At 72.3% G+C, this 25,733-nt stretch carries 22 protein-coding genes; 4 read left to right on the plus strand and 18 right to left on the minus strand.

The window, feature by feature from the left end:
* Positions 1–102: 102 nt before the first annotated feature.
* From truB to rimP, 7 genes are all read right to left on the minus strand, one after another.
* Entirely contained in the window at positions 103–1,002 is a 900-nt protein-coding gene (truB, locus tag ACF1G2_RS12045; RefSeq protein ID WP_391798179.1) for a tRNA pseudouridine(55) synthase TruB, read from the minus strand.
* Positions 1,002–1,451 carry a 30S ribosome-binding factor RbfA gene (gene rbfA, locus ACF1G2_RS12050; RefSeq protein WP_361434416.1) on the minus strand — a complete coding sequence of 150 codons (450 nt, stop codon included), beginning with the start codon at positions 1,449–1,451 and terminating at the stop codon, positions 1,002–1,004. The genes truB and rbfA overlap by 1 nt, the downstream gene beginning before the upstream one ends.
* A gap of 29 nt (positions 1,452–1,480) precedes the next feature.
* A complete protein-coding gene (locus ACF1G2_RS12055; RefSeq protein ID WP_391798180.1) occupies positions 1,481–1,774 on the minus strand; it encodes a DUF503 domain-containing protein in 294 nt (97 codons plus the stop codon).
* A gap of 141 nt (positions 1,775–1,915) precedes the next feature.
* The gene (gene infB, locus ACF1G2_RS12060; RefSeq protein WP_391798181.1) at positions 1,916–5,008 is read right to left on the minus strand and encodes a translation initiation factor IF-2; all 3,093 of its coding nucleotides are present in this window, start codon (positions 5,006–5,008) and stop codon (positions 1,916–1,918) included.
* 147 nt (positions 5,009–5,155) lie between these two features.
* The gene (locus ACF1G2_RS12065) at positions 5,156–5,434 is read right to left on the minus strand and encodes a YlxR family protein (RefSeq protein WP_352191528.1); all 279 of its coding nucleotides are present in this window, start codon (positions 5,432–5,434) and stop codon (positions 5,156–5,158) included.
* 120 nt (positions 5,435–5,554) lie between these two features.
* The gene (gene nusA, locus ACF1G2_RS12070) at positions 5,555–6,562 is read right to left on the minus strand and encodes a transcription termination factor NusA (protein WP_391798182.1); all 1,008 of its coding nucleotides are present in this window, start codon (positions 6,560–6,562) and stop codon (positions 5,555–5,557) included.
* A gap of 2 nt (positions 6,563–6,564) precedes the next feature.
* Positions 6,565–7,062, minus strand: coding sequence for a ribosome maturation factor RimP (rimP, locus tag ACF1G2_RS12075; RefSeq protein ID WP_391798183.1), 498 nt, complete (start codon positions 7,060–7,062; stop codon positions 6,565–6,567).
* A gap of 152 nt (positions 7,063–7,214) precedes the next feature.
* Between rimP and ACF1G2_RS12080 the strand changes: the two genes are divergently transcribed.
* The 4 genes from ACF1G2_RS12080 (at position 7,215) to ACF1G2_RS12095 (ending at position 10,280) form a co-directional block, all read left to right on the plus strand.
* On the plus strand, positions 7,215–7,817 hold the full coding sequence (locus ACF1G2_RS12080) for a hypothetical protein (RefSeq protein WP_391798184.1): 603 nt from the start codon (positions 7,215–7,217) through the stop codon (positions 7,815–7,817).
* A complete protein-coding gene (locus ACF1G2_RS12085) occupies positions 7,814–8,230 on the plus strand; it encodes a ferritin-like domain-containing protein (RefSeq protein WP_391798185.1) in 417 nt (138 codons plus the stop codon). The genes ACF1G2_RS12080 and ACF1G2_RS12085 overlap by 4 nt, the downstream gene beginning before the upstream one ends.
* A gap of 98 nt (positions 8,231–8,328) precedes the next feature.
* Complete coding sequence (locus ACF1G2_RS12090; protein WP_391798186.1) at positions 8,329–9,228, plus strand: aminoglycoside phosphotransferase family protein; 900 nt, start codon at positions 8,329–8,331, stop codon at positions 9,226–9,228.
* Between the two features lie 47 nt (positions 9,229–9,275).
* Positions 9,276–10,280, plus strand: a complete 1,005-nt coding sequence (locus tag ACF1G2_RS12095) for a slipin family protein (protein WP_391798187.1) — start codon at positions 9,276–9,278, stop codon at positions 10,278–10,280.
* Positions 10,281–10,338: 58 nt separating this feature from the next.
* Here ACF1G2_RS12095 and ACF1G2_RS12100 read toward each other — a convergent pair whose 3' ends face one another.
* The 11 genes from ACF1G2_RS12100 to ACF1G2_RS12150 all read right to left on the minus strand — a co-directional run bounded on the left by ACF1G2_RS12100 (position 10,339) and on the right by ACF1G2_RS12150 (position 25,615).
* Entirely contained in the window at positions 10,339–12,039 is a 1,701-nt protein-coding gene (locus ACF1G2_RS12100; RefSeq protein ID WP_391798188.1) for a proline--tRNA ligase, read from the minus strand.
* 234 nt (positions 12,040–12,273) lie between these two features.
* Complete coding sequence (locus tag ACF1G2_RS12105) at positions 12,274–12,819, minus strand: GNAT family N-acetyltransferase (protein WP_391798189.1); 546 nt, start codon at positions 12,817–12,819, stop codon at positions 12,274–12,276.
* 21 nt (positions 12,820–12,840) lie between these two features.
* Positions 12,841–13,686, minus strand: coding sequence for a GNAT family N-acetyltransferase (locus ACF1G2_RS12110; RefSeq protein WP_391798190.1), 846 nt, complete (start codon positions 13,684–13,686; stop codon positions 12,841–12,843).
* Between the two features lie 215 nt (positions 13,687–13,901).
* Complete coding sequence (gene ispG / locus ACF1G2_RS12115; protein WP_391798191.1) at positions 13,902–15,059, minus strand: flavodoxin-dependent (E)-4-hydroxy-3-methylbut-2-enyl-diphosphate synthase; 1,158 nt, start codon at positions 15,057–15,059, stop codon at positions 13,902–13,904.
* A gap of 102 nt (positions 15,060–15,161) precedes the next feature.
* On the minus strand, positions 15,162–16,466 hold the full coding sequence (locus ACF1G2_RS12120) for a M50 family metallopeptidase (protein ID WP_391798192.1): 1,305 nt from the start codon (positions 16,464–16,466) through the stop codon (positions 15,162–15,164).
* The gene (dxr, locus tag ACF1G2_RS12125) at positions 16,463–17,725 is read right to left on the minus strand and encodes a 1-deoxy-D-xylulose-5-phosphate reductoisomerase (protein ID WP_391798193.1); all 1,263 of its coding nucleotides are present in this window, start codon (positions 17,723–17,725) and stop codon (positions 16,463–16,465) included. Before dxr ends, ACF1G2_RS12120 begins: the two co-directional genes overlap by 4 nt.
* A 33-nt stretch (positions 17,726–17,758) precedes the next feature.
* Positions 17,759–18,994: a 3-phosphoshikimate 1-carboxyvinyltransferase gene (gene aroA / locus ACF1G2_RS12130; protein WP_391798194.1), complete on the minus strand. Its 1,236-nt coding sequence runs from the start codon at positions 18,992–18,994 to the stop codon at positions 17,759–17,761.
* Between the two features lie 309 nt (positions 18,995–19,303).
* Positions 19,304–21,229 (minus strand): acyl-CoA dehydrogenase family protein, encoded by a 1,926-nt coding sequence (locus ACF1G2_RS12135; protein WP_391798195.1) that lies wholly within the window; start codon positions 21,227–21,229, stop codon positions 19,304–19,306.
* A gap of 167 nt (positions 21,230–21,396) precedes the next feature.
* Positions 21,397–22,842 carry an aldehyde dehydrogenase family protein gene (locus tag ACF1G2_RS12140; RefSeq protein ID WP_383294670.1) on the minus strand — a complete coding sequence of 482 codons (1,446 nt, stop codon included), beginning with the start codon at positions 22,840–22,842 and terminating at the stop codon, positions 21,397–21,399.
* A gap of 159 nt (positions 22,843–23,001) precedes the next feature.
* On the minus strand, positions 23,002–23,961 hold the full coding sequence (locus ACF1G2_RS12145; RefSeq protein ID WP_391798196.1) for an EamA family transporter: 960 nt from the start codon (positions 23,959–23,961) through the stop codon (positions 23,002–23,004).
* Positions 23,962–24,055: 94 nt separating this feature from the next.
* Complete coding sequence (locus tag ACF1G2_RS12150) at positions 24,056–25,615, minus strand: PucR family transcriptional regulator (protein ID WP_391798197.1); 1,560 nt, start codon at positions 25,613–25,615, stop codon at positions 24,056–24,058.
* Positions 25,616–25,733: the final 118 nt, after the last annotated feature.

The following is a 25,733-nucleotide window of genomic DNA, read 5'->3' on the forward strand; positions in this document are numbered from 1 at the left end:
CGGAGTGGATAGATACTCGCCCGGGGGGATCGGGGGATCACCCGGGGGGAGTGTGGAGCGGGCACGTGCGCGTGCCCGCTCCACCATGCGTGGTACGGCGGGTCAGCCGAAGACGGCGAGGCTCTTGGCCTTGCCCTTCTGCTCCTCCACGAGGGCGAGCAGCCGGTCGCCGGGGCCGAAGACCGCGACCGGACCCGCCGGGTAGGACGGCATCTCCAGGCGGACGCCGTTCAGCAGCAGCCGGCCCCGCTTCTCGTCGACGTCCCAGCGGGGGAACGCCGCGGCAGCCGCCTCGGAGACCGGCATGACCGTCAGCTCGGCCTGGAGCTGGTCCAGCGTCCGCGCCGAGTCGAGCTTGTACGGACCGACCCGGGTCCGCCGCAGCGCGGTCAGATGGCCGCCCACGCCGAGTCCGGCACCCAGGTCGCGGGCGAGCGCCCGGATGTACGTACCGGAGGAGCAGACCACGGAGACGACGAGGTCCACGACGGGCGTGCCGTCCTCGGCGACGGCCTCGCGGACGTCGTACACCTGGAAGGACGAGACGGTGACCGGCCGGGCCGGGATCTCGAACTCCTCGCCGCCGCGCACCCGCGCGTAAGACCGCTTCCCGTCGATCTTGATGGCGGAGACCTTCGACGGCACCTGCATGATGGCGCCGGTCAGCTCCGCCACGCCCGCGTCGATCCCCTCGCGGGTCACCTTGGAAGCGTCCACGGACGCCGTGATCTCGCCCTCGGCGTCGTCGGTGATCGTCGTCTGGCCGAGACGGATGGTGCCGAGGTACTCCTTCTCGGTCAGCGCGAGGTGACCGAGCAGCTTCGTCGCCCGCTCCACGCCGAGGACGAGGACGCCCGTCGCCATGGGGTCGAGCGTTCCCGCGTGGCCGACGCGACGGGTCTTGGCGATCCCGCGCATCTTGGCCACGACGTCGTGCGAAGTGAAGCCCGACGGCTTGTCGACAACGACCAGGCCGTCGGGCGTCTTCCCTGCGGTGCTCATCAGGCGGTGGTGCCCTCTTCGTCCTCGTCCTCGGGCTTGCGGTACGGGTCTGCCTCGCCGGCGTACTTCGCGCCGGAGGACGCCTCACGCACCTTGGCGTCGGAGGCCCGTGCCTTGTCGAGGAGGTCCTCGATCGTCTTCGCGGTCTCCGGGAGGGCGTCCGCGACGAAGGTCAGCGTCGGCGTGAACTTCGTCCCGGCGGCGGCACCGACGGCGGAGCGCAGGATGCCCTTGGCGCTCTCCAGCCCGGCGGCCGCGCTGGCCCGCTCCTCGTCGTCGCCGTAGACCGTGTAGAAGACCGTGGCCTCCCGCAGGTCACCGGTGACGCGGGTGTCCGTGATGGTCACGTGCGTACCCAGGCGCGGGTCCTTGATGCCGCGCTGCAGCTTCTCGGCGACCACCTCCCGGATGAGGTCCGCCAGCTTCTTCGCCCGCGCGTTGTCGGCCACTGGTCCTTCTCCTTCTTTGCCTTGCTCATTCAGTCTTCATCAGTGTGGAGCCTGCGTCGCACCGACAGCAGCTCCACCTCGGGCCGGGCCGCGACCAGCCGCTCACAGCGGTCGAGCACGTCCGATACGAACCCCGCGTCCCCGGACACCAGCGCGACGCCCAGCCGGGCCCTGCGATGGAGGTCCTGGTCGCCCACCTCGGCCGCGCTCACGGAGAACTTGCGCTGGAGCTCGGCGACGATGGGCCGGACGACGGAGCGTTTCTCCTTCAACGAATGAACGTCGCCGAGGAGAAGATCGAAGGACAGAGTCCCCAGGTACATGCGGTGCCGGATGTCCCGCCGGTTCGGGTTCGGTGGCCTGCCACGCCGTCGCCTGGCAGGAACACCAGAACCGTACACGCAACGGCCGGGGCCGATCGACGGAATACTTTCCGCCGACCGGCCCCGAACCTACCGCCGCACTCAGGCGCGCGGCTTCTCGCGCATCTCGTACGTCGCGATGACGTCGTCGATCTTGATGTCGTTGAAGTTTCCGAGGTTGATACCGCCCTCGAAGCCTTCGCGGATCTCGGTGACGTCGTCCTTGAAGCGGCGCAGACCGTGGATCGTGAGGTCCTCGGCGATGACCTTGCCGTCGCGGACGAGGCGCGCCTTGGTGTTGCGCTTGACCTCGCCGGAGCGGATGAGGACACCGGCGATGTTGCCCAGCTTGGACGAGCGGAAGACCTCGCGGATCTCCGCCGTACCGAGCTCGACCTCTTCGTACTCCGGCTTGAGGAGGCCCTTGAGCGCCGCCTCGATCTCCTCGATGGCCTGGTAGATCACCGAGTAGTACCGGACGTCGACGCCCTCGCGCTCCGCCATCTGCGCCGCGCGGCCCGCAGCGCGGACGTTGTAGCCGATGACGATGGCGTCGGAGCCCATGGCCAGGTCGATGTCGGACTCGGTGACCGCACCCACACCGCGGTGCAGGACACGGATGTCGACCTCTTCACCGACGTCGAGCTGGAGCAGCGAGGACTCGAGAGCCTCGACCGCACCGGACGCGTCGCCCTTGATGATGAGGTTGAGTTCCTGGACCAGACCGGCCTTGAGCACCTTGTCGAGGTCCTCGAGGGACACCCGGCGGACGCGCTTGGCGAAGGCGGCGTTGCGCTCACGCGCAGCACGCTTCTCGGCGATCTGACGCGCCGTACGGTCCTCGTCGACGACCAGGAGGTTGTCGCCGGCACCCGGCACGTTGGTGAGACCGAGCACCAGGACGGGAGTCGACGGAGCCGCCTCCTCGACGTTGTTGCCCTTGTCGTCGAGCATCGCCCGGACGCGGCCGTACGCGTCGCCGACCACCACGGTGTCGCCGATGCGCAGCGTTCCGCGCTGGACCAGGACGGTCGAGACGGCACCGCGACCGCGGTCGAGGTGGGACTCGATCGCAATACCCTGCGCGTCCTGCTCCGGGTTGGCCCGCAGGTCGAGCGAGGCGTCCGCGGTGAGGACCACGGCCTCCAGCAGGGAGTCGATGTTCAGACCCTGCTTGGCGGAGATGTCGACGAACATCGTGTCGCCGCCGTACTCCTCGGCCACCAGACCGAACTCGGTCAGCTGACCACGGACCTTGGTCGGGTCCGCGCCCTCGACGTCGATCTTGTTGACCGCGACCACGATCGGCACGTCGGCCGCCTTGGCGTGGTTCAGCGCCTCGATCGTCTGGGGCATCACACCGTCGTTGGCCGCCACCACGAGGATCGCGATGTCGGTCGACTTCGCACCACGGGCACGCATGGCGGTGAACGCCTCGTGACCCGGGGTGTCGATGAAGGTGATCTTGCGCTCTTCGCCGTTGACCTCGGTACCCACCTGGTAGGCACCGATGTGCTGGGTGATGCCACCGGCCTCGCCCGCGACGACGTTCGTCTTGCGGATCGCGTCGAGAAGTCGGGTCTTACCGTGGTCGACGTGACCCATGACGGTGACGACCGGCGGACGGGAGACCAGAGCCTCTTCGCCGCCCTCGTCCTCGCCGAACTCGATGTCGAAGGACTCGAGGAGCTCGCGGTCCTCCTCCTCCGGCGAGACGATCTGAACGGTGTAGTTCATCTCCTCGCCGAGCATCGTCAGCGTGTCGTCGGAGACGGACTGCGTGGCCGTGACCATCTCGCCGAGGTTCATCATCACCGCGACGAGCGACGCCGGGTTGGCGCCGATCTTCTCGGCGAAGTCGGTGAGGGAGGCACCGCGCGACAGACGAATGGTCTCGCCGCCGCCGCGGGGCAGCATCACGCCGCCGACCGACGGGGCCTGCATGGCCTCGTACTCCTGGCGCCTCTGACGCTTCGACTTGCGACCACGACGCGCGGGACCGCCGGGACGACCGAAGGCGCCCTGCGTGCCACCACGGCCACCGGGGCCACCGGGACGGCCACCGAAGCCACCGGGACGACCGCCGAAGCCGCCGCCACCGCCGCCGGGACCACCCGGACGACCGCCGCCGCCACCGGGACCACCGGGACGACCGGCGAAGCCGCCGCCGCCACCGCCGGGACCGGCCGGACGGCCGGCGAAGCCGCCGCCGCCACCGGGACGACCGCCGCCGCCACCCGGACGACCGCCGGGGCCACCGGGGCCACGACCGCCGGGGCCACCACCGGGACGCGGGCCGGCAGCGGGACGCTGCGGCATCATGCCCGGGTTCGGACGGTTACCGCCGGGCGCGCCGCCCGGACGGGGAGCCTGCGGACGAGGCATGCCACCGGGGGTCGGACGAGCGCCGCCCTGACCCTGGGGACGCGGGGCGCCACCGGGGCCGCCCTGCGGACGCGGGGCACCCGGAGCGGCACCGCCGCCGGGACGGGGGGCACCGCCACCCGGACGGGGCGCCTGGGGGCGCGCCATTCCGGTGGAGCCACCCGAGGTGAAGGGGTTGTTGCCCGGACGCGGACCGGCCGGACGGGCACCGCCCGGACGCGGAGCGCCCTGGCCCTGCGGACGCGGGGCACCCTGGCCCTGCGGACGCGGCGCGCCCTGACCCGGACGGGCGGGACGCTCGCCGGTGGGACGGGGTCCCGGGGCCGCGCCACCGGGACGCTGACCGGCGGCGGGAGCCGACGGGGGCGCGGTGAACTCGGGGGCGGCCGGAGCCGGCGTGACCGGCTTGGGCGCGGGCTTCGGGCCCGGGCGGGGGCCCGAGGCGGCCGGAGCCGGAGAGGGGGTGCTGCTCGCCGGAGCCGCCGGGGTGACCGGGGCCGCAGGCGCGGCGGGGGCCGGCTTGGGGGCCGGGGCGCCGGGCTTCGGGGCAGCGGGACGTGCCGCGGCGGCCGGAGACGGCGCCGCGGGCTTCGAGGGGGCGGCCTTGCGAGGCGCGCCAGGCTTCGCAGCGGTCTTGCCGGCGCCACCGCCGGGACCCTGCAACGCATCAGTCAACTTGCGCACGACCGGCGCCTCGATCGTCGAGGACGCCGAACGGACGAATTCACCGAGTTCTTGGAGCTTGGCCATGACGACCTTGCTCTCCACACCGAACTCCTTGGCGAGTTCGTATACCCGGACCTTAGCCACTTCGCTCCTTTTAGGTCCGGTTACCGCCGGACCGTCGCTACTTCATGGGCGTACTCATCGCGTACTCATCGAGTGCTCATCGCAATCTCGACCTACTTCCAACTCGCGAGGTACCTGACCGCACGGTTATCCGTGCCGTACTTCTTCTTACTGGGTGAGCTGCTCCAGCCGACACCTGATTTCCGCCAGTTCGAGCGGCCCCTGGACCTTGAAGGCCCTCGGGAACGCCCGGCGGCGGACCGCCAGGTCGAGACAGACCGAGGCGGGGTGCAGATACGCACCCCGGCCGGGCAGCGTACCGCGATGATCGGGGACGCATGCGCCCTCGACCGCCACGATGCGCAGCAGATCGCTCTTGGCCGCTCGCTCCCGGCATCCCACACAGGTTCGCTCAGGGCACGCGCGGGCATGCGTCCGGCCAGACACGGTTAAGTCTACCTCCCCGTACCGACCCCACCCGTTTGGGGCAGGAATCGAACGGTCGTTTGTCGTGATCTCGCCCTCACGTCGGGTGACGGGGACGCGATCTCTTCTGTTGCGGCGCGCTCAGTCCCGATCGCGCTGCTCGTCGGACGTGTGCTCGGTGTCCGGACGGATGTCGATGCGCCAGCCGGTGAGGCGGGCGGCCAGGCGGGCGTTCTGCCCCTCCTTGCCGATCGCCAGCGACAGCTGGTAGTCCGGCACGGTCACCCGGGCGGAACGGGCGGCCAGGTCGACGATCTCGACCTTGGAGACCCGGGCCGGGGAGAGCGCGCTCGCCACCATCTCGGCCGGGTCGTCCGACCAGTCGACGATGTCGATCTTCTCGCCGAGCAGCTCGGCCATGACGTTGCGCACCCGGCTGCCCATCGGGCCGATGCAGGCGCCCTTGGCGTTCAGGCCCGAACGGGTGGACCGAACGGCGATCTTGGTGCGGTGACCGGCCTCACGCGCGATCGCCGCGATCTCGACGGAGCCGTCGGCGATCTCGGGGACCTCGAGCGCGAAGAGCTTCTTCACCAGATTGGGGTGCGTGCGCGAAAGGGTGACGGACGGACCGCGGACACCCTTGGCCACCCGCACCACGTACGTACGCAGCCGCAGACCGTGCGTGTAGTCCTCGCCCGGCACCTGCTCCTGCACCGGAAGGATGGCTTCCAGCTTGTCGTCCAGCTTGACGAGGACGTTCTTCGGGTCCTTGCCCTGCTGCACCATGCCGGCCACGATGTCGCCCTCACGGCGGGCGTACTCACCGAACGTGACGTCGTTCTCGGCGTCGCGCAGCCGCTGCTGGATGACCTGGCGGGCGGTGCTCGCGGCGATCCGGCCGAAGTCCGACGGGGTGTCGTCGAAGTCCTTGGGCTCCTGGCCCTCCTCCAGCTCGGAGGGGTCTTCCTTCGCCCACACCGTCACGTGACCGGTCTGCCGGTTCAGCTCCACGCGCGCGTGGCGGCGGGCCGAGGGGGTGCGGTGGTACGCGATGAGGAGGGCCGACTCAATCGCCTCGACCAGCATCTCGAAGGAGATCTCCTTCTCTTGTGCCAAGCCCTTCAGGAGCTTCACGTCGATGTCCACGGCTACGCCTCCTCTTCCTTCTTGTCCTTGCGGTTGAACTCGATCTGGACACGCGCCTTGGCGACGTCCGCGAACTCCACCCGGCGGGCGGTGAGCTTGCGCCCCTTCACGCCCGGCACTTCGAGGTCGATGCCGTCGTCGTCCACGGTGAGGATCCGCGCGACGAGCTCGCCACCGTCGTTGAGCTGCAGCTTGACCATGCGGCCCGTGGCCCGCACGTAGTGGCGGTGCTCCTTGAGCGGCCGCTCCGCGCCCGGGGTGCCGACCTCGAGGTCGTACTCCCCCTCGCCCATCACATCGGTCTCGTCCAGCTTCGCCGAGAGCGCGCGGCTCACATCGGCGACCTGGTCCAGGTCGGCGCCTTCGTCGGAGTCGACCACCACACGCAGCACCCGCTTGCGTCCCACGGAGGCCACCTCGAGCTCTTCGAGTTCGAGTCCCTGCGAGGCGATGAGCGGCTCAAGGAGTGCTCGCAGCCTGTCGCTCTGGGTGGTGCTCATCCGGGTGACTCCTCGGCCGCGTGTGCTGTTGTGGGTTCGTCGCGTGTCAGACCAAAGGGTATCCGGTCGCGGGGGGTGTTGCCGTCCACGGGGGCGGGGGGCGCGGGTACGCTCGCCTGCGGTGATCTTCGATCCGGGCCGAAGGAGTGAATGTGGGGCGCACGGGGACCGTAGGCAGGCGCGCGCTCCTGGCCGCCGGAGCGGTGACACTCGCCGGCTGCACCTCCGAGAGCGGCGGCGGGCGGCCGAGGAAGCCCTCGGCGGCCGAGCGGGCGGCGATCGCCGAGGCGGCGCTGCGCCGCAGGTCGGCGTCGACGAGCCGGGCCCTGCTGGAACGTTACGACGCTGTGCTCGCCGCCCATCCCCCGCTGGCTGCGCGCCTGGCCCCGCTGCGGGCGGCGGTGGCGGCGCACGTCGCCGCGCTGGGTGAGGGCACGGCGAAGGACGCCCCATCGGCGGACACCCGGCCGGCCGACACCCGGCCGGGGGACGCCGGAGCCGGGCGGGCGACGACCGGCACGGGGAGCGGCACGGCGAGCCCGGCCCCCTCGGGCTCCGGGGCCCCGGTGCCCCCCACGGTGGCCACCGATCCGGCGGTCGCCCTCAAGGAGCTGGCGGCGGCCGCCCGGTCGACCGCCGACGTCCACGCGGCGACGCTGCTCGACGCGCCGCCGGAGTACGCCCGGCTGCTCGCCTCCGTGGCGGCGGCCGGAGCGGTCCACGCCTATCTGCTGACCGAAGGAGGCCGGGGATGAGCGCCCTCGACGCGGCGCGCGCCGCGCTCGCCGCCGAGCACGCGGCGGTGTACGGGTACGGCGTCGTCGGCGGCCGGATCGGCGCCGAGCGGCGCGGGGAGGCCACGGCGGCGTACGAGGCGCACCGCGCAAGGCGCGACGGACTGCGCAGAACCGTGCGGGACCTGGGCGGCGAACCGGTGGCCGCCGCGGCAGGCTACGAGCTGCCGTTCCCGGTGCCGGACACGGCCGCGGCCGTACGTCTCGCCGCCGTCCTGGAGGACCGGGTGGCCGGGGTGTACTCCGACCTCGTACGGGCCGCGGAGGGTCCGCTGCGGCGGGACGCGGCCGCCGCGCTGCGGGAGGCGGCGGTACGGGCCGTCCGCTGGCGCGGCACCGACGTAACCTTTCCTGGGCTCGCCGAGCGGGTGTGAGCCGCGCGGGTGTGATCCCGGCGCGGGTGTGAGCCCGGCACCGCTACGGCCCCGACGGCCCCCGACCAGCTCCGTACTGCAGAAGGAACAACGCACGCATGGGTTTCGAACCGCCGCAGCGACTGGTGCGGACGCTCGGCGAGACGTACGGGGACGCGGTCGCGGCCGAGTGGCTCGGGAAGCTGCCCGAGCTCACGGGGAACGCCGTGGAGCAGGCCTCCCTCACCGTCGAGCGGGTGATGGCGCCCGGCGGCCGCAGCAGTCTGGTGGTGCTCGTCCGGCGCGCCGACGACTCCCCCGCCGCGCTGAAGATCGTCCCGGAGGCCGCCCGGCCCGACCTGGAGCGGGACGCGCTGGCGCACTGGAACGGCTGGGGCGCGGTGCGGCTGCTCGACGCGCCCGAGGACGGTTCGCTGGTCCTGGAGCGGCTGCACCCGGAGGTGTCGGTGCGCTCCCTGCCGGAGGCCAAGGCGCTCCTGGAGGCGGCGGGCACGGTACGGAAGCTCTGGGTGGATCCGCCGGCGGCGCACGGCTTCGAGTCGGTGGCCGAGCGCACCGACAGGCAGGCCACGGCGATGGAGCCCTACCGGGCGGACGCCGAGACCGGTGCGCTGACCGCCGCCGCCCTGGAGGCGCGCGCGGAGCTGGTCGCCGAGTCCCCCGAGACGCTGCTGTTGCACGGCAATTTCCGCCAGGGCAAGGTGCTCGCCGGTGACCGCGCCCCGTGGCTGGCCGTGGGACCCGAGCCGCTGGTCGGCGAACGCGCCTACGACCTGGCGCGGCTGGTACGGGACCGGGTCGAGGACCTGGTGGCGGCCTCGGCCGGGGCGTCGGCGGCCCGGCGGCGGGTCAACAAGCTGGCGGACTCCCTGGAGGTGGACCGGGACCGGCTGCGCGGCTGGACCCTGTTCCGGGCGGTCGAGTCGGGCACGCGGGCGCTCACGGCGGGGCGGCGGCAGGACGCGGAGCTGTTGCTGGAGTTCGCGGGCTGGCTGTAGGGGAATACCCTTTCTGTAACGCTCGGCTCGGAGTTCAGGGGGCCGTCATGGTCGAAGAGCTGTTGGCAGCGGCGGCGGCGACCGCTGTAGCGGTCGTGGTGTACGTCGGCGCGGCTGCGCGCGTGGTGAAGCAGTACGAACGGGGTGTCGTCTTCCGCTTCGGGCGGCTGGTGAGCCAGGTCCGGCAGCCCGGATTCACGATGATCGTTCCGGTGGTCGACCGGCTGCACAAGGTGAACCTGCAGATCGTGACGCTGCCCGTGCCGGCTCAGGAGGGCATCACCCGGGACAACGTCACCGTGCGGGTCGACGCGGTCGTGTACTTCAAGGTGGTCGACGCGGCGGACGCGCTGGTGCGGGTGGAGGACTACCGGTTCGCGGTCTCGCAGATGGCGCAGACGTCGCTGCGGTCGATCATCGGCAAGAGCGATCTGGACGACCTGCTGTCGAACCGGGAGAAGCTCAACCAGGGTCTGGAACTGATGCTCGACAGCCCCGCGATGGGCTGGGGGGTGGCGATCGACCGGGTCGAGATCAAGGACGTCTCGCTGCCGGAGACGATGAAGCGCTCGATGGCGCGCCAGGCGGAGGCGGACCGGGAGCGCCGGGCGCGGGTGATCAACGCGGACGCGGAGCTGCAGGCGTCGAGGAAGCTGGCGGAGGCGGCGGCGGTGATGTCGGAGCAGCCGGCGGCGCTGCAGCTGAGGCTGTTGCAGACGGTGATGGCGGTCTCGGCGGAGAAGAACTCGACGCTGGTGCTGCCGATCCCGGTGGAGCTGCTGCGGTTCCTGGAGCGGGCGGCGGGACCGCAGACCGGCGCGGCGCCGTCCGAGGCGGCCACGCCCCCGGTGCCGGTGGCGCCGCCGGAGACGTTCCAGGACCCCCTGCCGGTGCTCCCGGACGAGGCGGAGGCCCTGGAAGGGCCGCAGCCCGGGACCCGGGTGACGACGGACCTCCCCGACCTCCCCGACCTGGCGGATCTCCCGCCGCTGCCGGACGACACGGTGGCAGGCCCCCCGGCGGATCCGGCCCCCCGGAACGAAGCGGCCTGACGCGACGCGGCCCCGGTGCCCGCCACATGCGGCGGGCACCGGGGCCGCGAGCGGCGTGCTACGCGCTCAGGCGGGCGATGGCCTCCGCCACCGGGAGCTCCTCGCGCTCGCCCGTGCGGCGGTCCTTCAGCTCCAGGACGCCCTCGGCCGATCGGCGGCCGGCGACCAGGATCTTCGGGACGCCGATCAGCTCCGCGTCGGTGAACTTGACGCCCGGGGAGACGCCCGCGCGGTCGTCGACCAGGACCCGCAGGCCCGCGGCCCTGAGCTGCTCGGAGACCTCGAGCGCCAGCTCGGTCTGGACGGCCTTGCCCGCCGCGACCACGTGGACGTCGGCCGGGGCGACCTCGGCGGGCCAGCACAGGCCCTTGTCGTCGGCGCTCTGCTCGGCCAGCGCCGCCACGGCGCGCGAGACGCCGATGCCGTACGAGCCCATGGTGACGCGGACCGGCTTGCCGTTCTGACCGAGGACGTCGAGCTTGAGGGCGTCGGCGTACTTGCGGCCGAGCTGGAAGATGTGGCCGATCTCGATGGCGCGGTCCAGCTTGAGGCCGGTGCCGCACTTGGGGCACGGGTCGCCCTCCTGGACGACGACCACGTCGACGTACTCGGAGACCTCGAAGTCACGTCCCGCGACGACGTTCTTCGCGTGCATGCCCTCCTTGTTGGCGCCCGTGATCCACGCGGTGCCGGGGGCGACGCGCGGGTCGGCGATGTACGTGACCTTCTCCAGGCCCTGCGGTCCGACGTAGCCGCGGACGAGGTCCGCGCGCTCGGCGAAGTCGGCCTCGGTGACCATCTCGACGGCCGCCGGGGCGAAGTGCTCCTCGACCTTGCCCATGTCGACCTCACGGTCGCCCGGCACGCCCACGGCCACGATCTCGCCGTCGACCTTCACCAGGAGGTTCTTGAGCGTGGCGGAGGCCGGGACGCCGAGGGAGGCGGCCAGGGTCTCGATGGTCGGGGTGTCGGGGGTGGGGATCTCCTCGGCGGCGGCGACGGCGGAGCCGTCGACCGGCTGGAGCTCGTAGGAGATCGCCTCGGTGTTCGCGGCGAAGTCGCAGTTCGGGCAGTCGGCGAAGGTGTCCTCGCCGGCCTCGGCCGGGGCGAGGAACTCCTCGGACTTCGAACCGCCCATGGCGCCGGCGGTGGCGGCCACGATGCGGTAGTCGAGACCGAGGCGCTCGAAGACGCGCTTGTAGGCCTCGCGGTGCAGGGCGTAGGACTGGGCGAGGCCCTCGTCCTCCGTGTCGAAGGAGTACGAGTCCTTCATCTGGAACTCGCGGCCGCGCAGGATGCCGGCGCGCGGGCGGGCCTCGTCGCGGAACTTCGTCTGGATCTGGTACAGGATGACCGGCAGGTCCTTGTAGGACGAGCACTGGTCCTTGACCAGGAGCGTGAAGATCTCCTCGTGGGTCGGGCCGAGGAGGTAGTCGCCGCCCTTGCGGTCGTTGAGGCGGAAGAGCTCGGCGCCGTACTCGTCCCAGCGCCCGGTCGCCTCGTAGGGCTCACGCGGCAGCAGGGCGGGGAGCAGCACCTCCTGGGCGCCGATGGCGTCCATCTCCTCGCGGACGATGCGCTCGACGTTGGAGAAGACCTTCTTGCCCAGGGGCAGCCAGCTCCAGATGCCGGCGGCCGTGCGACGGACGTAGCCGGCGCGGACGAGGAGCTTGTGGCTGAGGACCTCGGCGTCGGCCGGGTCGTCGCGCAGCGTCTTCGCCATCAACTGGGACATGCGCTGGACCGGTGCGTTGGCCATGGTTCTCGTACTCCTGCCGGGTAAGGGTGGTGGCTAGGGGGTGTCCGGTGGACCAGGGCCGGATAGGACGCGGCGTCTGGTGCGGTGCATCGCAAGGCGCCGGAGTGCCTCGACAGCGGAGCTGTTCAGGCGCTTCGGCAACGCGGCGAGGTGCCGTGCCAGGCGTCGTGGACCCGGCCACGGTCCGCCGGACACCCCCTAGGAGGTTAGCCGGGCGGCCCTCGCGGGCGGAAATCAGTTCCGGCGCGGGAGCGGGAGCGGGGCGCCCATCACGGCGTACGGGCGGGGGGCGCTGGGGAAGTGGACCATGCGGGCCAGGTCGACGTAGCCGAGGGAGCGGTACAGGCCGCGTGCCGGGCTCTCGGTGTCGATCGCGGAGAGGATCGAGCGCGCCAGCTTCGACCGGTCGGTGATGGTGGTGATCAGCGCCCGGCCCACGCCCCGGCCCTGATGGTCGGGGTGGACGTGGAGTTCGGTGATCACGAAGGAGTCGTCGAGCCAGTCGACGGTGCCGTTGGCGCGCAGGTACGGCTCCACGACGCCGGACCACCAGTGCGTCCGGTCGTTGGGCATGCCGTACACGAACCCGACCAGCCGCCCGGTCGCGGTGGTCGCTCCGTACGCCTGGGCGCCCGGGTTGAGCAGATGGCGCAGCACGATGTGGCGGCGTACGACGATCTCGTCCTCGCTCAGCCCGAAGGCCACGGCCTGTACGGCGAGGGCGTCGTCGACGCGTGCGGCGAGGTCGACAGGTCCGATCGTGACGTCAGCGTCATCCATGCGCCGCACCTTACAAGTGCCTCAGAAGAGCACGCTCATGAAGGCGCCGACCTCGCGGAATCCGACGCGGCGGTAGGCGGCCCTGGCGGGGGTGTTGTAGTCGTTGACGTAGAGGCTGACGACGGGCGCGACATCGGCGAGGGCGAAGCGCAGCACGGCGGCCATGCCCGTCTCGGAGAGGCCGCGGCCGCGGTACTCGGGGGCGACCCAGACGCCCTGGATCTGGCAGGCCTGGCGGGTCGCGGCGCCGATCTCCGCCTTGAAGACGACCTTGCCGTCCTCGATCCGGGCGAAGGAGCGACCGGTGCCGACGAGTTCGGCGACGCGGGCCTGGTAGAGCAGTCCGCCGTCGCCGGCCATCGGTGAGATGCCGACCTCCTCGGTGAACATGGCCACGCACGCCGGCATGATCAGTTCCACCTCGTCCTTGCGGATGCGGCGGACGTGCGGGTCGGGGTCGACGGTGGCGGAGGGCCCTTCGGTGACCATCAGGGGCTGGTGGCCCCGGACGTCCCGGGCGGGGCCCCAGCTCGGCTCCAGGAGGCTCCAGAGCTGAGCGGTGGGCTCGGCGGGGCCGACGATCGAGGAGCAGCGGCGGCCGGTCCTGCGGGCGCGGTCGGCGAAGGCACGGACGGCCTCGGGGGTGGCACAGATGGGGACGAGGTTGGCGCCGGAGTAACACAGGGAGCGCAGCCGTCCGTCGGCGTACCAGCCCCACATCTCGCCGCCGAGGCGCCAGGGGTCGAGCCCGGCGGCCTGGACGCGGGCGGTCACGAAGGCGTTCTCCACGGGGGCGCTCTCGAGGACGGCGAGCGCTGCTCCGAGGTCGGCGGGTTCGAGGACCCGGGTGGTGGTCTGCGTCAACACGAGGGGGCCTCACCATGCGGTCTGCTGATTCTCCGCACTGTACCTGGCGCGTCGGGGAGGTGGCGGGCGAGTGCGCGAGGCGCCCTGTGCGGGCGGGGTGGCACAAACGGGGCCGGGCCCCGGACCCGGGCCCGAACGGCGCGAGGCCCGGGGCACGAACGGGCGAGGCCCCGGGCGGGGAGCCCGGGGCCTCGTCGTACGGGTGGGGGGAGGGGTCAGACGCCGATCGCGACCGTGGGCTCGCCCGACATCACGCCGTCCTTCTCCATCTGCTCGGCGATCTTCAGCGCCTCCTCGATGAGGGTCTCGACGATCTTCGACTCGGGGACGGTCTTGATGACCTCGCCCTTGACGAAGATCTGGCCCTTGCCGTTGCCGGAGGCGACACCCAGGTCGGCCTCGCGGGCCTCGCCGGGTCCGTTGACGACGCAGCCCATGACGGCGACGCGCAGCGGGACCTCCATGCCCTCCAGACCCGCCGTGACCTCCTCGGCCAGCTTGTACACGTCCACCTGGGCGCGGCCGCAGGACGGGCAGGAGACGATCTCCAGGCGGCGCGGCTTGAGGTTCAGCGACTCCAGGATCTGGTTGCCGACCTTGACCTCCTCGACCGGCGGGGCCGAGAGCGAGACGCGGATGGTGTCGCCGATGCCCTCGGACAGCAGCGCGCCGAACGCGACGGCGGACTTGATCGTGCCCTGGAAGGCGGGGCCGGCCTCGGTGACGCCGAGGTGCAGCGGGTAGTCGCACTGGGCGGCCAGCTGGCGGTAGGCGTTGACCATGACGACCGGGTCGTTGTGCTTGACCGAGATCTTGATGTCGCCGAAGCCGTGCTCCTCGAAGAGGGAGGCCTCCCACAGCGCGGACTCGACCAGCGCCTCGGGGGTGGCCTTGCCGTACTTCTTCAGCAGCCGGGCGTCGAGGGAGCCCGCGTTGACGCCGATCCGGATCGGGGTGCCCGCGTCCTTGGCGGCGTGGGCGATCTCCTTGACCTTGTCGTCGAACTGCTTGATGTTGCCCGGGTTGACGCGGACGGCCGCGCAGCCGGCCTCGATGGCGGCGAAGACGTACTTCGGCTGGAAGTGGATGTCGGCGATCACGGGGATCTGCGACTTCCTCGCGATCGTGGCGAGCGCGTCGGCGTCGTCCTGCGTGGGGCAGGCGACCCGGACGATCTGGCAGCCGGAGGCCGTCAGCTCGGCGATCTGCTGGAGCGTGGCGCCGATGTCGGACGTACGGGTCGTCGTCATCGACTGCACCGAGACGGGCGCGTCCCCGCCCACCGCGACCGACCCGACCTGGATCTGGCGGCTCTTGCGCCGCTCGGCGAGCCGGGTCGGAACGGACGGGATACCGAGAGAAATCGCGGTCATCAGCTGTACAACCCCAAGGTGTGGTTCATCGGGCTCAGGTCTTCGAGATTACCGCCCCGGGCGCGGGTGGCCGGACACCCAGGGGGCCCGGCCACCGATCGGTCACGTCAGCTTCACCGGGTTGACGATGTCCGCGGCGAGGACCAGCAGGGTGAAGCAGACGAACACGCCCGCCACCACGTAGGCGGCCGGCATCAGCTTGGCCACGTCGAACGGACCCGGGTCGGGGCGCCGGAAGATCCGCGCGGTGTGACGGCGTACGGACTCCCACAGGGCGCCCGCGATGTGGCCGCCGTCGAGCGGAAGCAGCGGCAGCATGTTGAAGAGGAACAGCGACACGTTGAACATGACGAGCAGCTGGAGGAAGAAGACCAGCCGGGTCTCGGCGGGCGCCTCGATGCTCATCAGCTCGCCGCTGATCCGGGCCGCGCCGACGACGCCCACGGGTGAGTCCTGCTTGCGCTCGCCGTCGCCGAAGGTGGCGTCCCAGAGGTCCGGGATCTTGCCGGGCAGGGCGAGGACGGACTCGAAGCCGGCCTGGAGCTGGTCGCTCATCCGGGAGGCGGACTCGCCGAAGGTGAGCGGGACGACCTCGCGGCCGGACTCGAAGCCCAGGTAGCCGGCGGAGACGTACTGCAGGGGCTGGACGACGTTTCCGTCCGCGTCCTTCTTGAGGACCTTGTTCTCCAGGAGCGTCGCCCGGAGGTCGAGCTCCTTGCCGTCTCGCTGGACGGTGACGGTGGCGGGGCCGGTGGTGGCCCGGATGCGGTCGGAGAGGGTGTTCCAGTCGGTGACGCGCTCGCCGTTGAAGGCGACGATCCGGTCGCCCTTGACGAGTCCGGCGGCCTTGGCGGGCGACGGGCGGTCGCCCGGCTCGCAGGTGTCGCGCTTCTCGCTCTGGTCGATGACGCAGTTGGTGACGCCGGCGACCTTCGTGGTCTGCGCCTCGAAGCCGACGGCCATGGCGCTGCCGAAGAAGAGCACGACGGCGAGGATCAGGTTCATGAACGGGCCGGCGAACATCACGATGACGCGCTTCCACGGCCTGCGCGTGTAGAAGAGCCGCTTCTCGTCGCCCGGCTGGAGCTCCTCGAAGGAGGCCTCCCGGGCGTCCTCGATCATGGCGCGCCACGGCGAGGTGGAGCGGGCCTCGATCCGGCCGTCCTTGCCGGGCGGGAACATGCCGATCATCCGGATGTAGCCGCCGGCCGGGACGGCCTTGATGCCGTACTCGGTCTCGCCCTTCTTCCTCGACCAGATGGTCGGACCGAAGCCGACCATGTACTGCGGCACGCGGATGCCGAAGAGCTTGGCGGTGGAGAGGTGTCCCAGCTCGTGCCAGGCGATGGAGACGAGCAGCCCGAACGCGAACAGCGCGATGCCGAGGAGCGTCAGAAGAACGGTCATGCGCGCGCCTCCGCGGTTGCCTTCGCAGCGAGTACTGCCAGTTCCCGGGCCCGGGCCCGGGCCCAGGTCTCCGCTTCCAGGACGTCCGACACCGTCAGTGAGGTTCCCCTCTCGGGGGTGCCGTGTTCGGTGACGACTGCCGTGACCGTATCCATGATTCCGTTGAACGGCAGCTTTCCGGCGAGAAACGCCTCGACGCACTCCTCGTTCGCCGCGTTGAAGACGGCGGGCGCGGTGCCGCCCAGTTCGCCGACGTGGCGGGCGAGGCCGACGGAGGGGAAGGCCTCGGTGTCGAGGGGGAAGAACTCCCAGCTGGAGGCCTTGGTCCAGTCGAAGGCGGGGGCCGCGTCCGGGACGCGCTGGGGCCAGCCGATGCCGAGGGCGATCGGGCCGCGCATGTCCGGCGGGGTGGCCTGGGCGAGCGTGGAGCCGTCCGTGAACTCGACCATCGAGTGCACGTACGACTGGGGGTGGACGACGACCTCGATGCGGTCGAAGGGGATGTCGTAGAGGAGGTGCGCCTCGATGACCTCCAGGCCCTTGTTGACCAGGGTGGCGCTGTTGACCGTGATGACCGGTCCCATGGCCCAGGTCGGGTGGGCGAGCGCGTCCTCGCGGGTGACGTGGGCCAGATCCTCCCTCGTACGGCCGCGGAAGGGGCCGCCGGAGGCGGTGACGACCAGCTTGCGCACGTCGGCGCGGGTGCCGGCGGCCAGCGCCTGGAAGAGGGCGGCGTGCTCGGAGTCGACGGGGATGATCTGACCCGGCTTGGCCAGGGCCTTGACCAGCGGACCGCCGACGATCAGCGACTCCTTGTTGGCGAGCGCGAGGGTGCGGCCGGCTTCGAGGGCGGCGAGCGTGGGCGCCAGACCGATGGAGCCGGTGATGCCGTTGAGGACCGTGTGGCAGGGCGAGGCGGCCAGCGCGGTGGCGGCGTCGGGCCCGGCGAGGATCTCGGGGAGCGTGGCCCCGGGGCCGTACAGCGCGGTCAGCGCCTCCCGCAGCGCGGGGGCCTTGTCCTCGCGGGCGACGGCGACCGCGTCGACCGCGAGCCGGTGGGCCTGCTCGGCGAGCAGTTCCACCCGGCCGCCGGAGGCGGCGAGGGCGGTGACCCGGAAGCGGTCGGGGTTGCGCAGGACCAGGTCGATGGCCTGGGTGCCGATGGACCCGGTGGAGCCGAGGACGACGATGTCCCGGCGGCCTTCGCTCGGATCGAAGACGAGGTGCGGGTCGGCGAGAGGAGAGGGGCGGTCGCTCATGCCCCCATTCTTGCCGCAAAGACCGAGCGCCCTTCACTGGGTGCGGGTGAAGGCTCCGAACACGTGGTGGAAGTCGGGGAACGTCTTCCGTACGCAGCCGGGGTCGTCGAAGGTGATGCCGGGGGTGCGCAGGGCGGTGACGGCGAAGGACATGACCATCCGGTGGTCGCCGTGGGTGGCGATCTCGACGGGGCCGGCGGGCGTGCCGGGCAGGATCTCGATCCAGTCGTGACCGGTGGTGACGGTGATGCCGAGGCGGCGGAGGTTCTCGGCGCAGGCGTCGAGGCGGTCGCACTCCTTGACGCGGGTGTTGGCGACGTCCTCGATGCGGACCGGTCCGTCGGCGAAGGGCGCGAGGGCGGCGAGGGTCGGCATGGTGTCGGAGATGTCACGCATGTTGACGGTGAGGCCGCGGAGGGTTCCGGTGCCGCGGACGGTGGTCTCCGTGTCGGTGATCTCGACGTCCGCGCCCATCCGGCGCAGGACGTCGACGAAGCCGAGGTCGCCCTGGAGGGCGCCGGTTCCGAGGCCGGGGACCGTGACGGTGCGGCCCGCTTCGAGCGCGGCGGCGGCGAAGAAGTACGAGGAGGTGGAGGCGTCGGGCTCGACGGGGTAGCGCGTGGCCGTGTAGCCGGTGGGGGCGACGGTGTACGTACGGCCCTCCCGGGTGACCTGCGCCCCGAAGGCCCGCATCATCGCGAGGGTGATCTCGACGTACGGCTCCGAGACCAGGTCGGTGACGGTGACGTCGAGCCCCTCGGCGGTGAGCGGCCCGAGCATGAGGAGCGCGGTCAGGTACTGGGAGGACTGGCCGGCGTCGAGGGTGAGCGCGCCGCCCTTGATGCCGGCGGCGTGCACGGTGAGGGGGTGGTGGCCCTCGTTCTGCTCGTGGCGGAGGTCGGCGCCGAGGGTGCGCAGGGCGGTGGTGAGGGGGCCGACGGGGCGGCGGCGCATCTGGGGGGAGGCGTCGAAGCGGAAGGTGCCGTGGCCCGCGGCGGCGAGGGTGGGGAGGAAGCGGGCGGTGGTGGCGCCGTCGCGGCAGTAGACGTCGGCGGCGTCGGCGGCGGGTCCGGCCGGCCGGCCCTCGATGTGCCAGGCGCCCGGCTCCTGGGCGACCTCGTAGCCGAGGGCCTTGAGCCCCTCGGCGAAGCCCTCGGTGTCGTCGGAGCGGAGGGGGCGGAGGAGGGTGGTGGTCCCTCGGGCGGCGGCGGCGAGGAAGAGCGCGCGGGCGGTGACGGACTTGGAGCCGGGGATGTCGATGACGGTCACGGGGCCATGGTGCCGTGGGCTCGAGCGCCCGGCGCACCCCGTCCGCCCACTGGACGGCCCGGGGCGGCGGTTGCCCCCGCGTGCCGCTGGGCGGCTCCCACCCTCACCCGCCTGGGTTGTGGGCAACTGTTCCGCAGGGCGGAACGGGTGGGCACAACCCGCGACGGCGCCGCACCCGTAGGCACCGCAGGCACGGGGAGCCTGGGCCCGGCAAGGGCGCCGTCCCGTGGGCCCACCCTCCCCCAGACTGCGTCCAGGGGGACCCCCACGCCCCAGCGGGACGATTGCCCCCACGGGCGCGGCAGGGGGTCAGGGGATCTTGCGGTGGGCGTTGGGGTGGGGGGACGGGCCCGGGGTGGCGTCGGCGATCCAGGGGCCGTCGCCGCTCGGGTCCACGACCCCCTCCTCCAGCCACTCGAAGCGGCCCTTCAGCACCCCGTCCACCACCCGGCGGTCCAGGTCGTCCGTGTTGGCCCAGAGGCGGCCGAACAACTCCTCCACCCGCAGCCGCGCCTGCCGGCAGAACGCGTCCGCCAGGGCGTAAGCCTCCTTGCCGTGGTCGCCGGTGGCCCGCATCTGCTCCGCACGTACGCACGCCGCGCTCATCGCGAACAGCTCCGCACCGATGTCCACGATCCGCCCGAGGAACGCCTGCTTGAGCTCCATCCGGCCCTGCCACCGCGACATCGCGTAGAACGTCGACCGGGCGAGCTTCCTCGACGTCCGCTCCACGTACCGCAGATGCGTCGCGAGGGCGTCGAACTCCGCGTACGAGCCGGGCAGCTGGCCCGGTCCTGTGACGAGTTTCGGCAGCCAGCGGGCGTAGAAGCCGCCGGCCCGCGCGCCCGCCCGCGCCTTGTCGCCCAGCGACTTGTCGGGGTCGATGATGTCGCCCGCGACCGCGAGGTGGGCGTCGACCGCCTCGCGCGCGATGAGCAGGTGCATGATCTCGGTCGAGCCCTCGAAGATCCGGTTGATCCGCAGGTCGCGCAGGAGCTGTTCCGCCGGGACCGCCCGCTCGCCGCGCGCCGCGAGCGAGTCCGCGGTCTCGTAGCCGCGCCCGCCCCGGATCTGGACCAGTTCGTCGGCGATGAGGCAGCCCATCTCGGAGCCGTAGAGCTTGGCGAGGGCCGCCTCGATGCGGATGTCGTTGCGGTCCTCGTCGGCCATCTGGGAGGAGAGGTCGACGACCGCCTCCAGGGCGAACGTGGTCGCCGCGATGAAGGAGATCTTCGTGCCCACGGCCTCGTGCCGGGCGACGGGCTTGCCCCACTGTTCCCGTACGGCCGCCCACTCGCGGGCGATCTTCAGCGCCCACTTGCCCGCGCCGACGCACATCGCGGGGAGCGAGAGGCGGCCGGTGTTCAGGGTGGTGAGGGCGATCTTGAGACCGGCGCCCTCGGGGCCGATGCGGTTCGCGGCCGGGACCCGGACACCGTGGAAGCGGGTGACGCCGTTCTCCAGGCCGCGCAGGCCCATGAAGGCGTTGCGGTGCTCGACGGTGATGCCGGGCGAGTCCGCCTCGACGACGAACGCGGTGATGCCGCCGCGGTGGCCCTCGGACTTCGGCACACGCGCCATGACGACGAGCAGGTCGGCGACGACCCCGTTGGTCGTCCAGAGCTTCACGCCGTCGATGACGTAGGCGTCGTCGCCGTCCGGCACGGCGGTGGTGGCGAGCCGGGCCGGGTCGGAGCCGACGTCCGGTTCGGTGAGGAGGAAGGCGGAGATGTCGGTGCGGGCGAGGCGCGGGAGGTAGGTCTCGCGCTGCTCCTGCGTACCGAAGATCTTCAGGGGCTGCGGTACGCCGATCGACTGGTGCGCCGAGAGCAGCGCGCCGATCGCGGGGCTCGCGGAGCCCACGAGGGCGAGCGCGCGGTTGTAGTACACCTGGGTGAGGCCGAGCCCGCCGTACTTCGGGTCGATCTTCATCCCGAACGCGCCGATCTCCTTGAGGCCGGTGACGACCTCGTCGGGGATGCGCGCCTCGCGTTCGATCAGCCGGCCGTCGATCCGCGTCTCGCAGAAGACGCGCAGCTTGGCGAGGAAGGCCTCACCGCGCCGCACGTCCTCCTCGGAGGGCATCGGATGGGGGTGGATGAGGTCCAGCCGGAAGCGGCCGAGGAACAGCTCCTTGGCGAAGCTGGGTTTGCGCCAGTCCTGCTCGCGCGCTGCCTCGGCGACCTGCCGGGCCTCGCGTTCCGTGACCTTGGGCCGCTGGGTGGGTGCGGACATGAGGAGCTCACCTCGCCGCTCGTCGGGTGCCTTGTGGCTACTCGTCCGTAGTACCCGATTTCGCGGCGCCCCGAAAGACGGCGGGAGCGCACGAGGACGGCCGGAGCCCCCGCACAGTGGGCTCCGGCCGTCGGTCTCGTGAGTCCGTACGCGTACGTACGTCCGGGTTACAGGGCGAGGCCCGTGAGGACGAGGACGCGCTCGTAGGTGTAGTCGTCCATCGCGTACTTGACGCCCTCGCGGCCGACGCCGGACTTCTTGGCACCGCCGTACGGCATCTGGTCGGCGCGGTAGGACGGGACGTCGCCGATGATCACGCCGCCGACCTCCAGGGCGCGGTGGGCGCGGAAGGCGGTCTGCAGGTCGTGGGTGAAGACGCCGGCCTGGAGGCCGAAGTCCGAGTCGTTGACCGCGGCGAAGGCCTCGGCCTCGCCGTCGGCCCTGGCGATCGTCAGGACCGGGCCGAAGACCTCGGCGCGGGCCAGGGTGACGTCGGCGGGGAGGTCGGTCAGGACGGTCGGGGCGTAGGTCGCGCCCTCGCGCTTGCCGCCCGCGAGCAGCTTCGCGCCGGCGGCGACGGCCTCGTCCACCCAGGCCTCGACGCGCTTGGCGGCGTTCTCGTCGACGAGCGGGCCGACGTCGGTGGCGTCGTCCGCCGGGTCACCGGTGACCTGGGCCTCGACGGCGGCGACGATCTTCGGCACCAGTCGGTCGTAGACCGAGGCGTCGGCGATGACGCGCTGCACGGAGATGCAGGACTGGCCGCCCTGGTAGTTGGAGAAGGTGGCGATACGGGTCGCCGCCCAGTCCAGGTCCTGCTCGGACGCCCAGTCGCCGAGGACGACGGCGGCGGCGTTGCCGCCGAGCTCCAGGGTGCAGTGCTTGTGCGGCACGGACTCCTGGATGGCGAAGCCGACCTTGTCGGAGCCGGTGAAGGAGATGACCGGGAGGCGCTCGTCCTGGACGAGGGCCGGCATGCGGTCGTTCGGCACGGTCAGGACGGACCAGGAGCCGGCCGGCAGGTCGGTCTCGGCCAGCAGCTCGCCCAGGATCAGGGACGAGATGGGGGTGGACGGGGCCGGCTTGAGGATGATCGGGGCGCCGACGGCGATGGCCGGGGCGACCTTGTGGGCACTGAGGTTCAGCGGGAAGTTGAACGGCGCGATGCCGAGGACGACGCCCTTGGGGATACGGCGGGTGATCGCCAGGCGGCCGACACCGCCGGCCTCGGTGTCCAGGCGCTGGGCCTCTCCGCCGTTGAAGCGGCGGGCTTCCTCGGCGGCGAAACGGAAGACGGAGACGGCACGGCCGACCTCGCCGCGGGCCCACTTGATCGGCTTGCCGTTCTCGGCGGAGATCACCTGGGCGATCTCCTCGGTGCGCTCGGCGAGACGCTTCGATACGTGGTCGAGGGCGGCGGCGCGGACGTGCGCCGGGGTCGCGGCGAACTCGTCGACCACGGCGTGCGCGGCGGCGACGGCCTCCTCGACCTGGGCCTCGGTGGGAACGCTCACCTTGCCGACGAGACGTCCGTCGAAGGAGTTCGTGACGTCGAAGGTGGCCTCGCCGGTGGCCTCGCGGCCGGCGAGCCAGAAGGCGTGGGTGGTCGTCATTGCGTCCCGGCCCTTTCCGTATCGGGGGTGCGAGCGATCGCTCTCGTGCCACGGTAGGGCGAAGCGGGCGGCGTGAGGCTTGTCCGCGGTGGAGTGGTGACCGAGACCACCTGTCCGCTTTGGAGGAAGGAGCCCCGGTGCGCCGGCGGCGCGGGACCGTCAGCCTCGGCGTTCTGTCGAGACGATGAGGCAGACCCCGCCGACGACGATCGCGCCGCCGAGCGCGATGGGCCAGGTCAGGGCCTCGCCGAGGACCAGGGCGCCGAGCAGCACCGCGACGACCGGGTTGACGTACGCGTACGTGGCGACGAGCGAGAGCGGGGCGGTCTGGAGGAGCCAGGCGTACGCGGTGAAGGCGATCAGCGAGCCGAAGACGATCAGGTAGGCCAGAGCGGTCCAGGAACGGGCGGACACGTCGGCGAGGTCGAAGCCCTGATGCTCGCCCCGGATCAGGGCGACGACCAGGCCGCCGAGACCGCCGGCGAGCATCTCGTACGCGCTGGCGGTGAAGGGGTTGGCGGGCATCGAGAGCCTGCCCGAGGAGAACGAGCCGACCGACCACAGCAGCGCGGCGAACACGACGAGGACGACGCCGCCGATCCTGACCTCGCCGCTGAGGCCGGGGAGGGTGAGGACGCCGAGGCCGACGAGACCGAGGGCCACGCCGGCGAAGGCGCCGCGGCCGGGGCGCTCGCCGGAGGCGGCGCGCAGGAGAACGACCCAGGCGGGCACGCTCGCGACGAGCAGCGCGGCCAGGCCGGAGGGGATGGCGGTCTCGGCCAGGACGACGAGCGCGTTCCCGCCGACGAGGAGCAGGATGCCGACGAGGACGGCCGAGCCGAGCCGGCGCGGGCTGACCCTCAGCGCGGCGGGCCCCTGCCGCATGGCGATGAGCGCGGCGAGGAGCAGGCCGGCGATGACGTACCGGATCCCCGCGGAGAGGAACGGCGGCATCGTCTCGACGACGATCCGGATGCCGAGGTAGGTGGAGCCCCAGACGACGTACACGATCCCGAGCGCCAGCCAGACGGCGCCGGAGATGCGGCGGCCGGCTCGGCGTCCGGGGGCGGCGGTGGAGGTGCGTTCCTCGGAGGCGGGATCGGCAGCAGGGGTTGTCATGCTCAGGAGACTAGGGATTCACCTGGCCGCTGACCAATAGTTTGCCCGACATCGGGCAGAAGTGGCGCCATGGAGCGCCGGGTTCGGGCCACGCCTACCGCTCCTCCGTGTCCGCACCCGTCGCCTTGAGGGCCAGCCACAGCTCCATCCGGACGTCCGGATCGTCCAGCGAGCGGCCCAGGATCTCCTCCACGCGGCGCATCCGGTAGCGCAGGGTGTGGCGGTGGACGCCCAGGTCCGCCGCCGCCGCGTCCCACTGTCCGTGGCGGGAGAGCCAGGCCCGCAGCGAGGCGACCAGGTCGCCGCGGCCCGTCGCGTCGTGCTCGTACAGGGCCCGCAGCATGCCGTCCGCGAAGGCGCGGACGGCATCGTCGGCCAGCAGCGGCAGTACGGAGCCCGCCGCCAGGTCCTCGTGCTCGACCAGTGCGCGGCCGCGCCGCCGGGCCACGGACAGGGCCTGCTCGGCCTGCTTGTACGCGGCCGCCGCCGCGATCGGCCCCGCCGGTGCGGAGAGCCCGACGACGACACCGGCCTCCTCGGCCTCGCGTTCGGCGTATGCCTCGCAGGCCGTGACGACCGCACCGCCGTCCCCGGCCAGGACCAGGAGCCGGTCCTCTCCCTCGGGGACGGTCAGGACCGTCTCGCCCGCGCGGGCGGCCGCCGACTCCAGCTCCTCCGCCAGCACCGGCAGCGCCGGCTCGCCCTCCCGCTCCCCCGACACCGTCTCGGCGATCATCAGCCGGAAGGGGGCGTCGAGGAGCCCGCCGTACAGGTCACCCGCCACCGCCCGGGCGTGGTCGGGCTGACCGGACAGCATCATCCGGAGCACTGCGGCGCCGAGCCGTGCCTCGGCCGCCTGGAGCGAGCGCGAGCGTTCGGTGGTGAGCGTGAGCAGGGCGATGGCGGAGTGCACCGCGTACCGTTCGGCCGTCCCGAGCGGCGCGCCCGTGCCGACCGCGAGGGCGCCCCTGACGCGCCGGCCCGTGCCCAGGGACTGGAGCTCGACCCGGTCGTCCGTGCCGCCGACGACGGCGCTCGCGGGCGCGGGCCGCTCCCGGAGCCGCTCGACGTCGGGTGTCAGCCGGGCGGCCCGGCGCGCCGCCCACTCGGGGGACACGGCGAGGACGGTGCCGGAGGTGTCGTACAGCGCGGCCCAGCCGTCCACATGGGCGGCGAGCCGCGCCACCACCGCGTCGGGGCCCTCGGCGAGCGCGGCGCGGGTCATCTCCCGCTGGGCCTCGAAGCCGGCCGTGACCGCCCGGTACTGGTCGGCCGCGATGGCCGCCGAGACCGCCTTGCTGATGGCCAGGAACGGCGTGCGCCGTGGTACTTCGATGAGGGGCAGCCCCTCGGCGCCCGCGGCGTCCACGAGGGCGGGCGGGATGTCCTCGTAGTTGACGCCGACGGCGAAGCCGAGACCGACCACGCCCGCGGCGAGCAGTCGCCGCACGTAGCGGCGCATCGCCTCGGGGTCCTCGGCGTCCAGGGTGAGCGCGGTGGTGAGCAGCAGCTCGCCGCCCTCCATGTAGGGGACGGGGTCGGCGAGCTCGCTGACGTGGGCCCAGCGCACGGGGGTGTCGAGGCGGTCCTCACCCGCGCGGACGGTGAGCTTGAGCGCCGAGTGCTGGGCGAGTGAGGCGAGGGTGGGCGGCATTGGCGACCGTCGGACCTTTGGGGAGGGGGCGCCGCTCAGCCGAGCGGCGCCCCCGATTGTGCCAGGGCGCGCCGGTGGCCGCTCCGGCCCGGCGCCGGCTCGGCCGGACCTCGGCGCC

The sequence above is a fragment of the Streptomyces sp. NPDC013457 genome, from assembly GCF_043089925.1.
In the GTDB taxonomy this organism is placed as follows: domain Bacteria; phylum Actinomycetota; class Actinomycetes; order Streptomycetales; family Streptomycetaceae; genus Streptomyces.